The organism is Chitinophaga horti (assembly GCF_022867795.2).
GTDB classification, from domain to species: Bacteria; Bacteroidota; Bacteroidia; order Chitinophagales; family Chitinophagaceae; genus Chitinophaga; species Chitinophaga horti.
This window is the reverse complement of the sequence record NZ_CP107006.1, coordinates 2,993,843-3,011,554: the sequence shown is the minus strand read 5'-3', so window position 1 is coordinate 3,011,554 and position 17,712 is coordinate 2,993,843. Positions and strand designations below refer to the sequence as shown.

The following is a 17,712-nucleotide window of genomic DNA, read 5'->3' as shown; positions in this document are numbered from 1 at the left end:
CAAACACAATGAGATTTAATCGCATATTGATATGGGCTTTACCGGTAGTGATGCTGGCCTCCTGCAAAGACTTCCTGGATGTAAAGCCGAAAACACAGATCGACGCAGATGTTGCGTTCGACGACGAGCAGGGCTTCATGGATGCGCTCACCGGCGTATATCTCAACATGAGTGTAGACGCTCTGTACGGTAAAGAGCTTTCCTACGGCCTGCTGGACGTACTCGGACAGCAACACACCCGTTTCGTAAGTACTTTTCATGAATACTATGACGCTTCTTTTTACCGCTACACGAACGATAGCGTGCGCAGGAAAACAGATGGCATCTATAAAGCCATGTATAAAACACTGGCAAACGATAACAACCTGATCGCGAACCTCGCAACCGTCAACCGCCGCATGTTCCGCGACTCTAACTACGCGATCATCAACGGGGAAGCACATGCATTGAGAGCGTTCATGCACTTCGACCTGCTGCGGCTGTTTGGTCCGTCCCCGGCGGCACCGGGTGGTGGCGCAACGAAGGCTATTCCTTATATGGATGTGTTGACGGTGGATGCATTGCCCCGCTTAACCGTGGCGGAAGTACTTACCCGTATACAGGCCGACCTGACGATCGCTGCGGCTGCGCTTAAAACAGCTGATCCAATTGTGACAGGCAGCGTGGCCCCCACATCCACCTATCTGCGCGAGCGCTATTACAAAGTAAACTACTACGCCGTAAAAGCTTTGCAGGCACGTGTATACCTCTACGCAGGCGATAAAGTGAATGCACTGGCCGCAGCCCGTGAAGTGATCGGATCAGGCGTGTTTACATTTACGCCCGAGCCGGAAATGCGTAGTGGTAACAATGTATTTACCCAGGAGCTGGTATTCACCTTCTTCAAGGCGGATATGGCGGCTATTACAACCAATTACTTTACACCGGGTGGTAACAGCCTGCTCACGAAAAACAGCGACAATGAGTTTAAGGAAGTGTACGAAGGTACCAACGACTACCGGTACGTTCGTATCACCGAACTGCAGGACTCTTCCTCACTGCTGCGTTTGAGCACCAAACTGCAGCAGTCGGCCGGCACCAGTGCAGCTTATCTGCGTAAACTGCCCATCATTCGCGTATCCGAAATGTATTACATCGCTGCCGAGTGTTTAAAAACGACTGATCCTGCTGCGGCTGTCGAATACCTGAACATTGTGAGAAGAGCGCGCAACATCACCGCGGATTTGTCTGCCGGTTTAACCGAAGCCCAGCTCCAGAACGAAATCTTCAAGGAATACCGCAAAGATCTTTACCTGGAAGGACAGCTGTTTTACTACTACAAGCGGCTGAACCTTCCGCAGATCGGTGCGGTGAATGCGAACAATACGATTTACGTTCTGCCGCTGCCCGACAGTGAAGTGGAATATGGAAACGGCAAGTAATCCTGTCAACTTAAAAAGAAGAAAAATGAAACTGCAACATATAAAGATCGTTTTACTGTTCGCGTTTACGCTGCTGGCAGCAGCCTGCGAAAAAGACATCGCGGCGTATAAGGACGAGCCGCGCGTATACTTCTTCGAACGTGCTACTGACCTTACCCAAACCCGTATCACTTTTAAATCCTTCTCTTTCGTAACCCTGCCGCTGGGTATTACCCGCGATACTTTTCTCGTAAAAGTAAAAGTGATGGGCGATACCGCTTCCCGCGACCGTATCGTGAGAGGCCGTGCCATTGCTACCGGAACAACCGCCGCTGAAGGTAAACATTACGATTTCATAGACGGTATTGTACCAGCTGGCACGGTGATCGGTTATATTCCGGTGGTGCTGCATCGTACGGAAGATATTAAGGACACCTCGGTGACCCTCAACCTGGGTGTGGCTGCTACGGCGGATTTTAAACAGGGAGTAGGGGAGGATAGTTCCATTACCCTTACCTGGAGCGATAACGTGGTGAAGCCCGCGAACTGGGATGCGCTGATCGGTTTGTCGTACTACTTCGGTACCTACAGCGCAGCGAAATGGCGTTTTATCATCTCCGTTACCGGTAAAGATAATTTCCCTTTACAGCAAAGCGGAAGGATACCACCGAAAGAAGGAGAGTATACCAATGCCGGCATGCTCGACCTGAACGCCGTGCTGAAACAGGCGCTTAAGGCTTACAACAACGCCAATGATCCGGATTTAACGGATGAACGTGGGCAGCTGGTAACATTCCCGCTGTAGGTTTTCCTTCACTTTTAAGCAGTAAACATGAAACTTAAGTTAAGCTATATTATTCCGGCATTTGCGGCGGCCCTCGCCCTGAATGCCTGTAAAAAAGACAAGGGCAATTACGATTACACCACGGTAAATATTCCCGCGATCGATACAGCGGGCATCGGTGGCGCAAGGTTCATCGAACGTTATGGTGTGATGGACATCAATCCGCGTATCAACTATGCGGGTGGCGACACAGCAGCGCTGACTTACCGCTGGATCATTTATCCGCACGTAACCGGCAGTACGCCTCCCACAGAACCACCACGTGTAATGTCGCAGTCGCTGCACCTGGCGTCTCCGGTGATCGAACGCGTAGGAGAATACCGCCTGGAACTGATCGTTACGGACAGCGTAAATGGTTTGAAAGCGAACGTAATCTTCCCGGTTACCGTATCCGTGGGATTGGAATATGGGGTGATGGTGTTGCATGGTAACAACGATTCTTCCGATGTAGATTTTCTGATTACGGCAGATGCGGTGCCTGTAAGCGGTGTGGTTCCGCGCAGGCTGCGTGGCCTGTACGCCGGTGCTACCGGTGCAAAACTGGCCGGCATTCCCCGCTTCGTGGCGCAGGAAAGAAGGGTCAGCAATACCAACGAACCTAACTGGATCGTAGTGGGCAGTAACCGACACATTTCGCGCATGAAAGGGCAGGACTTCTCCCTGCTGCGTGAAGATCTGCGCTACTTCCGTCGTCCGGAAACAGTGCTGGCTCCCGAGGCGTTCATGTACCTGAACAGCGGTTACGGTGCGCTCATTAACGGTGGTAAGTTACATATGTACAACTCAACTTATGAGCTGGATGCCGTGTTTAGCGGTGCCGTTCCAGGTGATTACGACCTGGCGCCTTATTTCACGCATGCTACGTCTTCCAGCTTGCTGGCGGCGGTGTACGATAAAAAGTTCGGCAAGTTTATTCACCCGGCTTCTGTCGCAGGCAGCATGATCGACTTTAAAGCACCAACAGGCGTGGCACCGTTCGACTTGCGCAATATCGGAAAGGATATGCTGTACATGGACCGTGGCTTTTCCGGCAATACGCATGCGTTCTTTAAAGATCGCACCGGCGTTGGTTACTGGCTGTACGTATGCAATTTCAATAAAGCAGATGATGGCAATATGGCGGTGGCAGCTTACAACATGACTAATCTGCCCGAAATCGCTGCTGCGAAATATTTCCAGGCGAGCGAGCTGGGATATGTGGACTTCTACGCGACCGATCGTAAAGTGTATGCTTATGATTATTTCGGCGCCAATACCTCGAAAGTGGTGTTTGATGGCTTGCCTGCCGGCGAAACTATTACCTGCATGAAGATATACAAGCCTCGTCCCAACTTTAGTGTAACTACTGCCGAAGGCCGCCTGTTATACATTGCCACCTGGGACGGTACACAGGGCCGTGTATACGAATTTGCGCTCAACGGCGTGAGCGGCGATGTGACCCTCCCGGCTAAAAACGTATCTACCGGCTACGGACAGGTGTATGATATCACCGCTAAAAATCGTGGCTCCGGCGCTTATTAATCTACAAAAGGAAACCTAAAAATATACACCAGATGAACATGAAAGGCATTGCCTTCTCGGGACTGCTGGCCCTCTCAACGGGCCTGGCAGTCGCCCAGAAGCCCTACGCAGTATACCCGGACCATCCGGTAGCCGGAGATTCCGTGACTGTGTTTTATAACCCGGAATCCACCATCCTGAAAGGCCTCGCGCCGGTTACAGGCGTAGTATACTACTATCGTAACAATGATTGGGAAGCGCGCGATATTACCATGCGTATGACCGACAGTGGCTGGGTCAGCCGCTTCCTGGTACCTGCAGACGCTGTGCTGATGGTGAACAACTTCAGCGCTAATGGCAAGACGGATAAGGGTGGCAGGCCAACGTATGCCTACCTGTTATCCAACAAACAAGGCCAGCAGATGCCTACTTCTTACGCCGCCTGGGGTATGTTGCGTACCGAAGCGTTAAGACGTGAAATGCCGCCCATTACAAGCGATAGCGCGGTTATCACCAACGAAGTAGGTCGTTTCTGGATGAACCAGGAGCTGCGTAATTTCCCGATGAGCCGTCGCACCATCTTCCTGCCTACGATGAAGATTTTAAAAGCATTTGATCCGGCTAAGATGGATACAATCCTGGTGAGAGAAGCGAACTATATCGGCACCCTGCCCGACGTTACGGAAGATGAACTGCGCGCTGTAAGCAGCGCCTATCGCGAACTGGCTGGCAACCGCGCCAAGGCAGATTCTGTGGATAAGGTGATCATATCGAAATTTCCCGACGGCGTTGTTGCCCGCGATAAAGCATTAAGGGCTTTTTATATGGCGCCGGCTGGTCAAAAAACGATCACGCAGTGGAAGGCTTTTATCGCTAAATTTCCTTACGAGAAATTCCAGTACGTAGATAGCGAGGAAGATCGCCTGTGGTACGACAAAGCCTTCCGCGCGGCAGTCTACGAACAAGTGGGCAAAAAGAACTACAACATCCTGTACGAGATGGCCCCGGTTGCGCCATTGAACGCACTTACGGAGTTTCATCGCCTGCTGGTGATGGGCGCTGAAAGTCATGGTGAAGTAACGCTTGATTTCATCTTCCCGTACTCAAAAATGCTGGTGGAGGAAATCGAAAAGTTAAGTAAGAATAAAAGAGGACTGGCGAGCAAATACCTGAGCGAATCGCAATGGGAACAGCATGTGCTGGAATATGCATTACCTGCCTACCTGGGGCACGCTTCATACCTGCATCGCAAGGGCGACGATAAAACCGCACTGGTGTGGATGGAAAAGGTAAAAGACTTTAAACGTGCCAACAGTGCAGAATTTATGGGTCTTTACGCAACCCTGCTCGAAAGCAACGGTCGCCACAACGAAGCGATGCAGCTGGTGGAGAACGCCGTAGCCATGAACAAAGCAACGCCTGAAATCATCGATCTGCTGAAAAAGGAGTATGTTAAGAAGAATAAGAGCGACAAAGGCTTTGATGCTTATTTCAACAGCCTTAAGAGTGCAGAAACATTGTCCGAACAACAGGCTCACCTGCGCGAGCAAATGCTGCGTAAAGAAGCGCCGATGTTCAAACTGGAGCAACTGAAAGGCGGTTACGCGGATCTTGCCAAACAGAAAGGTAATATCATCGTGATCGACTTCTGGGCAACCTGGTGCGGCCCTTGTAAAGCAGCATTACCAGGCATGCAGATGGCAGTGAACAAGTACGCGAACGACAAAAATGTAAACTTCTACTTCATCGCTACACAGGAAACGAAGCCTGACTATAAAGAACAGATCAAGGCGTTCCTGAAGGAAAATAATTACAACCTAAACGTTCTGTACGACGGTAAAAATACCAACGGCCGCCTGGACGATACGTACAGCAAATACGCCAAGACGCTTAAGTTCTCCGGCATTCCCGCCAAGATCATTATTGATGGTAAAGGCCAGATCCGCTGGGCTTCCAATGGTTATATGGGCAGCCCGAGCGCGCTGGCAGACGAAATCAGCTACGTAATTGAATTATTAAAGAAGGAAGGATGATGATGAAACCTTGTATTCTCGTGTTTTTGTGTTTATATACCCTGGTACCTGGCGCGTTTAGCCAGGTACTTTCTTCCCGCTGCGACGCTGTGTTCTTTACGCGCGACAGCATCCGCTTTGGCGCCACGCTCACGTTGCCACAGGGGAAAAAATCATTCCCCGGTGTGGTGCTGGTATCCGGCTCCGGCAAACAAGACCGCAACGGTACAATGGCCGGCCACCCGATGTTCGCTGTACTGGCTGATTCTTTGTCCCGCTTAGGTTTCGCTGTTCTACGGGTAGACGATCGCGGTACTGGACAAACCAACGGTGTATACGAAACCGCCACTACCGGCGACTTTGCAGATGATGCCCTGGCTGCCATTGCTTACCTGAAACAACAGAAGGGCGTAGATAAAGTTGGGTTGATAGGCCACAGCGAAGGCGGCGCCGCTGCTTTCATCGCCGCAGCCAAGTCAAAGGAGGTAGATTTCATCGTTACCCTGGCCGGACTGGCGACAAGTGGGTTACAGGCATTACGCCTGCAAAACATCGGTCTGATCGAAGCCGCCAAGATACCTGATTACGATAAGGCGCGCCATAAAGACATCAACTTGCGGATGTACGACACAGCCTACCGCTATGCCTATACACCGCAGCTGGCCGAAAAGCTGAACGCCACCTATAACGCCTGGAAGCATGCAGACGACAGTGCCTTCGCTAAAGACAAACCGGGCGAACACGATCACATGCGTTTCCCGATTTACTCCTACGTAAACCAGGCCACCGGCGCATGGTACCAATACCACCTGCGCTACGATCCGGTGCCGCTATTAAAGAAGATAAAAGTACCCATCCTGGCACTGAATGGTGATAAAGATGTGATGGTGCCGTATAAAGAGAACCTGGAAACCGTTCGTAAGTACGGCGGCAAACAGGCCACGGTGAAAGTGATGCCAGGCCTCAATCACCTGTTTCAGCATTGCGTGACGTGCACCCGCGAAGAAAGTGCAAGCCTGAAAGAAACGTTTGCGCCGGAAGCGTGGGGGGAGATGCGTAATTGGCTGAAGCGATTTTTGTAGTTTTTTTCGTCCCCGTCATCATATGTTTGCAAACGCTGAGGAAGCAATTAAAATTCGTCATTGCGACCGAAGGAAAGTAAACTTCCGCACCAGTCTTCACGCGAAGACTACACACGAAGTTTGCTTCATTTCATTCGCAATGACGTTTTAAGAAATGCCTCTCTCCGTATCGTCATTGCGACCGCAGGGAAGCAAACCTCCGCACCAGTCCCATCCGCTTGTCCCATCCCGTCATTGCCACCACAGGGAAGCAAACCTCCGCATCAGTCCCATCCGATTGTCCCATCCCGTCATTGCGACCGCAGGGAAGCAAACATCCGTATCAGTCCAATCCCGTCATTGCGACCGCAGGGAAGCAAACCTCCGTATCAGTCCCATCCCGTCATTGCGACCGCAGGGAAGCAAACCTCCGCATCAGTCTCCGCGATCTTCTACATCTCCCCATTCTCCAATTCCTCGATAATCCTCGCCTTCATCGCCGTATTCACATAGTCCCTCGCTTCCGCATAAGAAATACCATACTGCCGCTCTATATTCGTCAGATGGGCGGGAAATACAGCCAGTCGTTTATCGTAATAGGCATCCAGCTCCGTAACGCCAGGCATCTCGTACTTCAGTTTTAACTGGAAACGACGTAGCAACGCGCCGTCGATCAGTTCAGGATAGTTAGTGGCGGCGATAAGTAAAGTATCTGCGGGGAGATAGTCGATTTGTTGGATGAGAGAGTTCACCAGGCGGCGGATTTCGCCGGAGTCTTTATCGTCGGTGACGCGCATCTTGCCGATGTGGTCAAATTCGTCGAGGAATAATACCGATTTTTCACGCATCGCCTTTTCGAAGACCAGCTGCATGTTCTGCGCGGTTTCACCTAATCTTGACGATACCAGGGTGCTAAGGTTAACGATCACAATGTTCTTGCCGAGGGCGGTGGCAATTGCCTTGGCGGTGGTGGTTTTGCCGCAGCCGGAGTGGCCGTGCAATAGTATCTTATTATCTACCGGGAGGTTGTATTTCTTCAATTCCGCTACATGCCGGTGTTCGCGAAGCACCTGGTCCAGGATCTCCCTGTTCTCACGACTGAACTGTATATCGTCCAGCGAAATCTTCTCCTGGTCCCGGATGGTAAGGTTGGTTACATTCATCTTTTATGCCTTATGCGCGGCAAAGTTACGCAATTCGTACACGAAATTGAGCTTGGAGGGTTCCCCGTAGTAGGCCACTTCCAGCTCACCCACTTTCTCTGCGCCCAGGCGCGTAATAGCGATCTGTGACCGGAGGTTATGCGAACCGATATGGAACTGTACCTTATCCACGAACTGGAAAATATAGTCGAGCATGAGTTTCTTGACAGAAGGATTAAGTCCTTTGCCCCAGAAGCGCGTACCATAGAAGGTATAACCGATCAGGATGGTGTTCTCAGCCTCGTCGTAATCGTAAAAACGACTGCTACCGGCTACTTCTCCGGTGGCTTTATCAATGATCCTGAAGGCACCGCCGCTCTTCATAGCGCCATCGAAGAAGTTGGCGAATACTTCCCGCTGCCAGCGATCTTTGTTAGGATGTTGCGCCCACACTGCCGGGTCAGAGGCTACTGCGTAAAGGGCTTCGAAATCGCTATCCTGTAATGGCAGTAATAGTGCTTTGTCGTTTTCTAAGGGTGTCTGTATGGAAAATGGGGGCATCGCTGATGTTTTATATAAAATTACGGGATGTGAGCTGCTTACAGGTGATCGAATTAGCGGAAGTAACACATCTGCAAGTAAGCTGCGCTAAATCTGTGTTCGTTGTAAATGCCTGCAAACAACAACGCCGGGCAACTGGCCCGGCGTCGCATCTTTATAAGGTCGCACCTTTTTCCCCGATCACTTCCCCGCAGGTGAGCATGTTTTTCGGATAATAAGGATTCTTGATCGCTTTTTCGTTACTTACCCAGGTTACGCCGGTCATCGGGCAACGCTGGTAGTACAAGTCGGCTGGCATAGCCGCCAGGCTGGCTACTTTCCAGAAGGATTGTGACAGGCCGGAGAAAAATTCCCGCTGGCGGTTCACATTCTGGGTAGCGCTCATTTTTGTAGCAAAGTCGAGCATCTTAGCTTTCGCAGCCGCAAATACTTTGGCAGAATCTTTCGCCACGCCTTTCATTTTCATGTTGCCAATAGCTTCTACCAGCGCGGTGGCAGACTTTTTAGTGGACACAGAGTCGTTGGCCACCAGGTTGTCTTTAACGGTCAGGTAGGCCCCGGAAAGGCTTTTTTGCTGGGCCGACAATGTTGTAAACGGAATAAATGCCAATAACAGCAGCACACTTCTCATATCGATTCGGTTTGATTTTAAATTGCCGCCCGAAGGTACGGAAAAATCAGTTGTCCGACTGTTGGCCCGATCATCGGATCTGTTGCAGCGCGCTGCATTTTGCTTATCTTGCCGGGATGAAGAAATTGCTTTTGCTATTACTCGTTATTCCGCTGGCAGGCTTCGGGCAAACTTCCTGGAAACAGCTTTCCGCCGGAATGTTGTTCGACAAAGTGCCTTTTGCACAATGTCATGCATCTACTATCGTGGAATATAGGCCTGGCTTGTTAATGGCTGCCTGGTTCGCGGGTAGTCACGAAGGCAATAAGGACGTGAAAATATGGCTTAGCACTTCGGCAAAAGGCAAGTGGTCTGCCCCCAAAGTGGTCGCAGCCGACAGCACTTATCCCTGCTGGAACCCGGTGCTGTTCAAGGATCAAAGTAACCTGTTACATCTCTATTATAAAGTAGGTCCAAATCCAATGGGTTGGTGGGGTATGGAGATCACATCCGCAGATAATGGCAAGTCCTGGTCTGCCCCGAAACGCTTTGCGGACGGGCTGCTCGGGCCTATCAAAAACAAACCGGTGCAACTGGCTAATGGCGTGATATTAAGCCCGACAAGCAAAGAAACCAGCCAGGCATGGCGTGCTTATATCGAACGTTCAACAGACGGCGGCAATAGCTGGACGTCCATCCCGGTAGATACGGCCGGCAAATATGACATCATTCAACCCAGTATACTACAATACGCCGACGGCCGCCTGCAACTGCTGTGCCGCAGTAAACAAGGGAAGGTGATGCAATCATGGTCAAACGATGCCGGTCTTACCTGGAGCGCCGTTACACCCACCTCTTTACTCAATCCCAATTCGGGTACGGATGCCGTTACGCTTAAAAACGGCTGGCAGCTCATCGTGTATAACCCCGACATTCCCGGTAAAGAATGGAGTGAAGGGCGTACAAAACTACGCGTAGCGGTGTCGCAAAATGGCAACGAGTGGCAGGATGTAGCGGTGCTGGAAAATCAGTCGAAGGGTGAATTTAGTTATCCGGCAGTAATACAAACGAAGGATGGAAAGGTGCATATCACCTATACTTACGATCGCAAAAACATTCGTTACGTGGTGCTGAAGGCACGGTAGCGTTCACTCGTTTTTGTTCAATCCCTCAAAAAGTCCTAATTTTTCGGCGAGAGTTTGATTTTGTACAGACAAATACCTGTAATGCGTAAAATTGTTCTTACCGCCACGTTATTCTTTGTTTATGTGATGCTGTCCGTGGCAGGCGAGCTTCCCGTTCGTTATTTGGGCATTCAGCAGGGTTTGTCCAATAACGCCATTACCACTATTTACCAGGATGCGCATGGGTTTATGTGGATAGGCACTTACGATGGACTTAACCGCTATGATGGCTACAACTTCCGTATTTATCGTAATGTAATCGGCGACAGTACTTCCTTATCCACCAATAATGTGTATTGCCTCGAAGGTGATAGCATGCGCCGTACCTGGGTGGGCACACAAAACGGGCTGAATGTATTTGATCCGCGTACAGGTCATTTTTCCATGCCTGTATTTCAATCGCTGAAAGTCAAACAACAACCTTTATTTGGTGAGATATCCGCACTTAAGACGATTAATGACAATCTACTGTTAGCAGGCTCGCAGCGCAGCGGCTTAGTAGTGTTTGGTAAAGATGGCAAGGGCAGGCAGATCGCGTTGCCCGGCGGCGAAGGCAGTTATCATGTACATGCTATTGAGTACGACAGGCAGCGAAATAAGATATGGGTGTTCGTACAAAACTATGGCCTCTATACCTACGATGCAGCCACCCACCGTCTCACACTCGCCTCCAATAATATCCGCCGCGCCAACTGCATGAAGGCCGATCCCGCAGGGAACTTATGGATCGGTACGGAGGCTGACCTGGCACTATATGATCCCGCACGTAACGTGGTGACGCACGATTTTATGCCAGTGAAAAGCCCGGTGATAGGTTTGTGTTTCGATAGAAAAAATGTACTGTGGATAGGCTGCGATGGCGCCGGAGCTTACAAGCTGGCGCCAGGTGCGAAACAGGCCATTGCCTTTCGTGGCGAAGGCGCTACCGGACCAATTAACAGCAATGCCGTATACGCCGTTTACGCAGACCGCGACGATCGCATGTGGATAGGTACTTTAAGGGGCGGGCTCAATATCATCGAACCCCGGCCTATCCCGTTTGAATGGGTGCGGTACGAAGGCAAAACCGGCAGGATCGTAGAGAACTTTATTCTTTCTTTTTGCCAGGATGGCAATAGCCTGTACATCGGTACCGACGGTGCCGGATTGCGCAACTGGAACATGGATGACAATACGTACACCGAGTATCGTTACGATCCAAAAAATACCAGTGCCCTCTCCAGCAACTTCATCACCAACCTGGTAAAAGACGACCAGGGCGATATCTGGATCTCTACCTGGTTTGGCGGGATCAGCCGCCTGAAACATCATAACAAACAGTTCGAACGTTATACCCTGTTCAATCCGAACACCGGCCGCGAAGAAAACAATACGTGGACCGTTTACCAGGACCACCGCAAAACGATTTGGGCAGGCGCCACCAACGAAGGCTGCCTGTACCGCTACAACCCGGTTCAAAATAAGTTCGAGCTGTTCGACGCAGCTATCATGAACCTGCAAAGCATTGCCGAAGACAGTAAAGGCGTGCTGTGGGGCGGCAATTACAACGCCCTTATCCGCATCGACCGCGGAAAGAAACAACACCAGTTCTATTCCATCAATCAGCCCGTACGCGCCATTCATGAAACCCGTAAAGGCGAGTTTTGGCTGGGCACCCAGGGCGCCGGGCTGCTGCTGTTCGACCGGTCTACAGGTAAATATAAACAATACACCACTGCGGACGGCTTGCCCAGTAACACGGTGTTAAGGATGCTGGAAGATCGCCAGGGCAACCTGTGGCTCAGTACCTACAACGGGCTGGCGCGTTTTAACCCGGTGACCAAAATGGTAGACCATTATTCGCAGGAAGATGGTCTGCAAAGCAACCAATTCAGCTTCAACGCCGCCTGTGCCCTCAGCTCCGGCCGTTTTGTGTTTGGTGGTATTAACGGCTTTAACATCTTTAACCCGGATAGTGTATTCTCCGAAGAAACGCATCCACCGTTATTTCTTAATCATATTAAAGTTGGCGACCGTCCCATTGAAGCGTATCCTGAATACATTACGGAGCGTAACCGCGAAAGTGTGAAACATATCACGCTGCCTTTTAACCAGGCCGTATTGTCACTGGACTTTGTGGCCCTCGACTACTCGGGTGCCGATAAGATCCGCTACGCCTGCCTGCTGGAAGGCTGGGACAAGGGCTGGAATTACCTGGAAGAAAGCCGCACGGCCAGTTATGCGCGCCTGCAGGAGGGCAATTACCTGTTTAAGGTAAAGGTATCGCAACCCGGAAAGGGCTGGTCGGCCGACACGGTGTTACTCCGTGTAACCGTGCTGCCGCCCTGGTACCGCAGCTGGTGGGCCTACACGATTTACCTCGCCCTGATCTTCGGAAGCATTTATGCCTACGTGAAATATACCCGCAGGCAAGAGCGTCTCAAATACGAAATTCGCCTGGCACACCTCGAAAACCAGAAGGAAAAGGAACATGCAGAGCGAAAGCTGTCCTTTTTTACCAATATTTCCCACGAGTTCCGAACGCCGCTGTCCCTGATTATTAACCCGCTGCGCAGCCGCCTGGATAAAGCGCCCGACCTCGATCTGACGGTCGCATACCGTAACGCGCGGCGCTTATTAAGCCTGGTCGATCAGCTGCTGCTCTTCCGCCAGGCCGATTCGGGGGCCGACGGATTAAAGGTGTCGCGGTTTAATATTATAGGTCTGTGCGACGAGGTGTACCAATGTTTTATACAGCAGGCAGCCGCCCGTAAGATCGATTACCAGTTCCGTTCCCCGGGGCGGGAAGTGCCGGTGCAGGCGGATTATGAGAAGATAGAGATCGCCTTGTTCAATTTGCTGTCCAACGCATTTAAGTTCACGCCGGACGGTGGGGCCATCAGCCTGGTGCTGGAAGAGGAGGGGAGTGAACATATCAGCATCCGCGTAAGCGATACCGGTTGCGGCATCGCCGAGGCCGACCAGTCGTCGGTGTTCGCTAAGTTTAGCCGTACAGGCAGTGCATCTACCCAAAAGACAGGCTTTGGAATAGGGCTGTACCTGGTAAAACACTTCGTGGAAAGTCACCAGGGCCGCGTGCTGCTTCGTAGTTTGCCGGGCAAAGGGGCCGATTTCACGATCGTGTTGCCCCGCCTGGCGGGTGAGGTGATTGCAGAAGTGCACGCCCCGCAATCCGGCACGCTGTTGCAGGAGTTGGCCGAAGACGCACCCGCACCCGTGACGGCACCCGACCTCCCGGAGGATGGCCGCGTTGCGTCGGAGATCGTGACCGACCGCAAATCGGTGCTGGTGATCGATGACGACCGCGAGATACGTGAGTACCTGCAACGACTGTTCAGCGATAAATACCACGTAATGACGGCCGCCGACGGACTGGAGGGATTCCAGACTGCCAGCAGCCAGCTGCCCGACCTGATCGTAAGCGATGTAAATATGGAGGGCCTGGACGGCGTGCAGTTATGCCGCCAGGTAAAAGCGTCGCCGGTACTCGGCCATATCCCTGTGATCCTGCTCACGGCCGCTTCGTCCTCCGACAGCCGGCTCGAAGGGGTAGAAGGGGGCGCCGACGATTATATGACCAAGCCTTTCGACAGTCAGCTGCTGCTCGCCCGGGTAGAAACGATACTAAAAAACCGGAACCTCGTACAACAGTTTTTCTTCGATAGCATTACGTTGCAACAATCCACCGTGAAGGTGCCGGCTGCCTACCAGGAATTTTTGCAGCAGGCCATCCAGGTTGTGGAGGCCAATCTCGAAACGGAGGACTTCACTATACAGAAGTTCTGTAAAGAGATGGGCATGAGTCGTTCCAGCGTATATGCAAAAATTAAACATGTATCCGCCCAGTCGCCCAATGCCTTCATCCGGTCGATCAGGATACGGAGGGCGGCGGTGTTAATGCTGCGGGAAAATATGAATGTGAACCAGGCGGCCTTCCAGGTAGGTATTGCCGACGCCAGGTACTTCCGCGAACAGTTCGTTAAACTTTTCGGCATCACGCCATCTGCCTATATTAAAAAGTACCGCCAATCCTTTAATCTCGATCTGAACCTTTTACGCCCCGAAGGGGAAAAATAGTTTAAGTAGTTCATTATCAATATTAAGTGATAGGTGGTAAACAGGGGTATAGTCAATTTACCCCCTATTTTTTGATAGCTGGCCCACCATTTTATCCCCCCTCCCGGTGCTACCTTAGCCACCGAACTAAACCACTGCTGTAAGTGAACCAGCAGTAACGTGCAATAGTATAACTAAACAAATTCCGCGTGTAATGATGAAAAAATTACAACCAGTCCGCCATGCGTCGGCTGCCATTCTCAGCCGCATGACATTTCGCCGGCTTCTTTTTCTCCCCTTATTGATCTTAGGATGTTTGCCGGCATTTGCCCAGCAATCCGTATCCGGTACGGTGCGTTCGGCAGAAGGGCCGTTACCTGGCGTATCTGTAGGGGTAAAGGGTGCCACCAGCGGTACTACGACCAATGAAACGGGTAAGTTTACCCTGAATGTGCCGGCGAATGCCACTTTGGTATTTACGTACCTCGGCTTTGTAACAAAAGAATTACCTGCCTCCGCTAATATGGACGTTGTGCTGGAAACAGAAGACGCCAAACTGGGAGAGGTAGTAGTAGTGGGCTATAACGCGCAGCGTAAGGCCACGGTGACAGGTTCTATCTCACAGGTAAAAGGTGCCGACCTTGTAAAGAGCCCGGCAGCCAACGTGTCTAACTCCCTCGCAGGTCGTTTCTCCGGTATCGTGATTAACAACCGTGGCGGTGAGCCGGGGTATGACGGTTCTTCTTTTACCATCCGTGGTTTGGCCACTACCGGCAATAATGATGTATTAATTGTGGTGGACGGGGTGCCCGGACAAGTGGGCGGCCTGGAAAGGCTGAACCCGAACGATATCGAAAGCATTTCGGTACTGAAAGATGCATCTGCCGCGATTTACGGTAGCCGTGCAGCGAACGGGGTGATCCTAGTGACCACCAAACGCGGTAAATCCGGCAAGCCGGTGATCAACGCGAGCTTTAACCAGGGCTTTTCTTCTCCCACCCGTTTACCGAAAATGGCAGACGCGCCAACGTATGCCACTATCGCCAACGAAATTGCCTATTATAATAATAAGGCCGGTGGCATGAACCAGCAGTATACGGAGGAGGAAATCCAGAAGTTCCGCGACGGCAGTGATCCGATCAATTATCCGAACACCGACTGGACAGAAGAAACGCTGAAGAAAACAGCGTTGCAAAACCAGGCGAACGTGTCTATCGCAGGTGGTACGGAAAATGTACGCTATTACATGTCTGCCGGTATGCTTACCCAGGACGGCCTGTACCGCGATGCTGCTACCAAATACAAACAATACAACTTCCGCTCTAACATCGATGCGAACGTAACGAAAGACTTTAAGGTGAGCCTGTACCTTTCCGGCCGCCAGGAAGACCGTAAGTTCCCGACCGCCGGTGCTGGTGATATCTTCCGTTCGATATACCGGGCGTATCCTACACTGGTGGCGCGCTACCCGAATGGCCTGCCCTCCAACGGTATCGAAGGCAGCAACCCGATCATGATGGCGACCGACATTGGTGGCACGAACGTTAATCCTACGCAGGTGTTTAACGGTATCCTGAAAGGCGCTTACAATATTTCGGCCGTGAAAGGCTTGTCTATCGACGGTTTTGCCGCATTCGACAAATCATGGTCTTTCTCTAAAGCATTCTCCAAGCCTTACCTGTTATATACTTATAACAAGAACACCGGCAACTACGATGCCCGTATCGTAGGCGGTAATAACAACGCGGCGCAGCTGAACCAGAACCAGCAGAACATGACGCAGTCCACTTACAACATCAAACTGAACTACCAGCGCGATTTCGGAGTGCATCACATCAACAGCTTGTTCGGTTATGAGCAGAGCAAAATCAACCGGGAGAACTTTGCGGCATCACGTATCAACTTCCTCAGTATTTTAACGCCGGAACTGTCACAGGGTGGTTCGGCCGCTACTGATATCAACAACAGCGGCAGCAGCTACAACTTTACCCGCAGAAGCTTCTTCGGTAAGGTGGCTTATGACTACGACGAAAGATACCTGGCGGAAGTGCAGATGCGTATCGATGGTTCCTCTACGTTTGCAGATGGCAACCGATACGGGTATTTTCCATCTGCGGCAGTGGGTTGGAGAATTTCCAAGGAAAGCTTTATGCAGAACGCTTCGTTCATCCAGGACCTGAAACTGCGCGCCTCTTTTGGTGTGCTGGGTAACGATAACGTAGGCCTGTTCCAATACTTCAATAACTACGCACTCAAAAATCAATTCGTAGTAAACTCCAGCAACGGCCTCGTTATCGTACCAGGACTGGATCTTACTAAACTTGCTAACAGCCAGATCACCTGGGAGCAGGCACGTAAAACGGACCTGGCGATCGAAGGTGCCCTATTCAACGGTATTAACTTCGAGTTCATCTGGTTTAAGCAACAGCGTTCCGATATCCTGGCTACACGTAACGCCTCTATTCCATTTGTATCTGGTATCGTGAATCCTTTTGGTTCCGATCCGCTGGTGCCTTCTGAGAATATTGGTAAAGTGAGCAGCGCCGGTATAGAAGCTACACTGGGTTACACCAAACGCGCCGGTAAGTTCAACTATGGCGTAGCAGGTAACTTTACGTATGCGAAAAGCAACATCGAATTTATAGATGAAGCACCGGGTGTGTTGGCACACCAGCGCCAGACCGGTCATCCCTTAAATACTTACCTGCTGTACCGTTCGAAAGGAATTTACCGCACGCAGGAGGAGATCGATAAAACGCCTCACCTGAACGGCGCACAGCCTGGTGACCTGATTTACGAAGATTACAATGGTGATGGCAGCATTACTGCTGATGACCAGGTGCGTAGCGAGTATGGCAACATTCCTTTGATCACTTATGGTGCTACGGCCTCTATCGGTTACGGTGATTTTGATTTGTCTATCGTAGTGGCTGGCCAGGCGAAAGTAAGCCAGTACGTATTGCCAGAATCCGGCACTGTAGGTAACTTCTATAGCTCATGGGCAGATAACCGCTGGAGCCCAAGCAACCCGAATGGTTCTTATCCGCGTGTAGATACCCGTGCTTCTTCCTCTGTGAACGGTGGCCTGTATCCCAGCACCTTCTGGTTGCAGAACGCTTCCTTCCTGCGTTTGAAGAACATCGAACTGGGTTATAACCTGCCGGCTTCAAAGATCTCCATGCTCCGTATGCAGTCTGCCCGCATCTATGCCAACGCCTTCAACCTGTTCACCATCACGAAAGTGAAAGATTTTGATCCGGAAGGTAACAATGGCAGCGGCCAGTTCTATCCACAGCAGAAGATCATTAACGTAGGCGTTAACGTGAGTTTCTAACCGAAAAA

The 17,712-nt window shown here is 51.1% G+C and carries 11 protein-coding genes; 8 read left to right on the top strand and 3 right to left on the bottom strand.

The window, feature by feature from the left end:
• Positions 1–8: 8 nt before the first annotated feature.
• From MKQ68_RS12100 to MKQ68_RS12080, 5 genes are read left to right on the top strand one after another with little or no spacing between them, the layout of a single operon-like run.
• Positions 9–1,421 carry a RagB/SusD family nutrient uptake outer membrane protein gene (locus MKQ68_RS12100; RefSeq protein WP_264283519.1) on the top strand — a complete coding sequence of 471 codons (1,413 nt, stop codon included), beginning with the start codon at positions 9–11 and terminating at the stop codon, positions 1,419–1,421.
• 25 nt (positions 1,422–1,446) lie between these two features.
• Positions 1,447–2,205, top strand: a complete 759-nt coding sequence (locus MKQ68_RS12095) for a DUF4843 domain-containing protein (protein WP_244845470.1) — start codon at positions 1,447–1,449, stop codon at positions 2,203–2,205.
• A gap of 27 nt (positions 2,206–2,232) precedes the next feature.
• A complete protein-coding gene (locus MKQ68_RS12090) occupies positions 2,233–3,765 on the top strand; it encodes a PKD-like family lipoprotein (RefSeq protein WP_264283518.1) in 1,533 nt (510 codons plus the stop codon).
• A 32-nt stretch (positions 3,766–3,797) separates the two neighbouring features.
• On the top strand, positions 3,798–5,777 hold the full coding sequence (locus MKQ68_RS12085) for a redoxin domain-containing protein (RefSeq protein ID WP_264283517.1): 1,980 nt from the start codon (positions 3,798–3,800) through the stop codon (positions 5,775–5,777).
• Positions 5,774–6,838: an alpha/beta hydrolase family protein gene (locus MKQ68_RS12080; RefSeq protein WP_264283516.1), complete on the top strand. Its 1,065-nt coding sequence runs from the start codon at positions 5,774–5,776 to the stop codon at positions 6,836–6,838. The genes MKQ68_RS12085 and MKQ68_RS12080 overlap by 4 nt, the downstream gene beginning before the upstream one ends.
• 431 nt (positions 6,839–7,269) lie before the next feature.
• On the opposite strand, the gene MKQ68_RS12075 is transcribed toward MKQ68_RS12080, so the two are convergent.
• The 3 genes from MKQ68_RS12075 to MKQ68_RS12065 all read right to left on the bottom strand — a co-directional run bounded on the left by MKQ68_RS12075 (position 7,270) and on the right by MKQ68_RS12065 (position 9,151).
• Positions 7,270–7,980, bottom strand: a complete 711-nt coding sequence (locus MKQ68_RS12075; RefSeq protein WP_264283515.1) for an AAA family ATPase — start codon at positions 7,978–7,980, stop codon at positions 7,270–7,272.
• 3 nt (positions 7,981–7,983) lie between these two features.
• Positions 7,984–8,520, bottom strand: coding sequence for a GNAT family N-acetyltransferase (locus tag MKQ68_RS12070; RefSeq protein ID WP_264283514.1), 537 nt, complete (start codon positions 8,518–8,520; stop codon positions 7,984–7,986).
• 154 nt (positions 8,521–8,674) lie between these two features.
• Positions 8,675–9,151, bottom strand: coding sequence for a DUF3347 domain-containing protein (locus MKQ68_RS12065; protein ID WP_264283513.1), 477 nt, complete (start codon positions 9,149–9,151; stop codon positions 8,675–8,677).
• Positions 9,152–9,267: 116 nt separating this feature from the next.
• On the opposite strand from MKQ68_RS12065, the gene MKQ68_RS12060 reads away from it, so the two are divergent.
• The 3 genes from MKQ68_RS12060 to MKQ68_RS12050 all read left to right on the top strand — a co-directional run bounded on the left by MKQ68_RS12060 (position 9,268) and on the right by MKQ68_RS12050 (position 17,704).
• Positions 9,268–10,275: a sialidase family protein gene (locus MKQ68_RS12060; RefSeq protein WP_264283511.1), complete on the top strand. Its 1,008-nt coding sequence runs from the start codon at positions 9,268–9,270 to the stop codon at positions 10,273–10,275.
• A gap of 81 nt (positions 10,276–10,356) precedes the next feature.
• Entirely contained in the window at positions 10,357–14,391 is a 4,035-nt protein-coding gene (locus tag MKQ68_RS12055; RefSeq protein WP_264283510.1) for a hybrid sensor histidine kinase/response regulator transcription factor, read from the top strand.
• A gap of 193 nt (positions 14,392–14,584) precedes the next feature.
• On the top strand, positions 14,585–17,704 hold the full coding sequence (locus MKQ68_RS12050; protein ID WP_264283509.1) for a SusC/RagA family TonB-linked outer membrane protein: 3,120 nt from the start codon (positions 14,585–14,587) through the stop codon (positions 17,702–17,704).
• Positions 17,705–17,712: the final 8 nt, after the last annotated feature.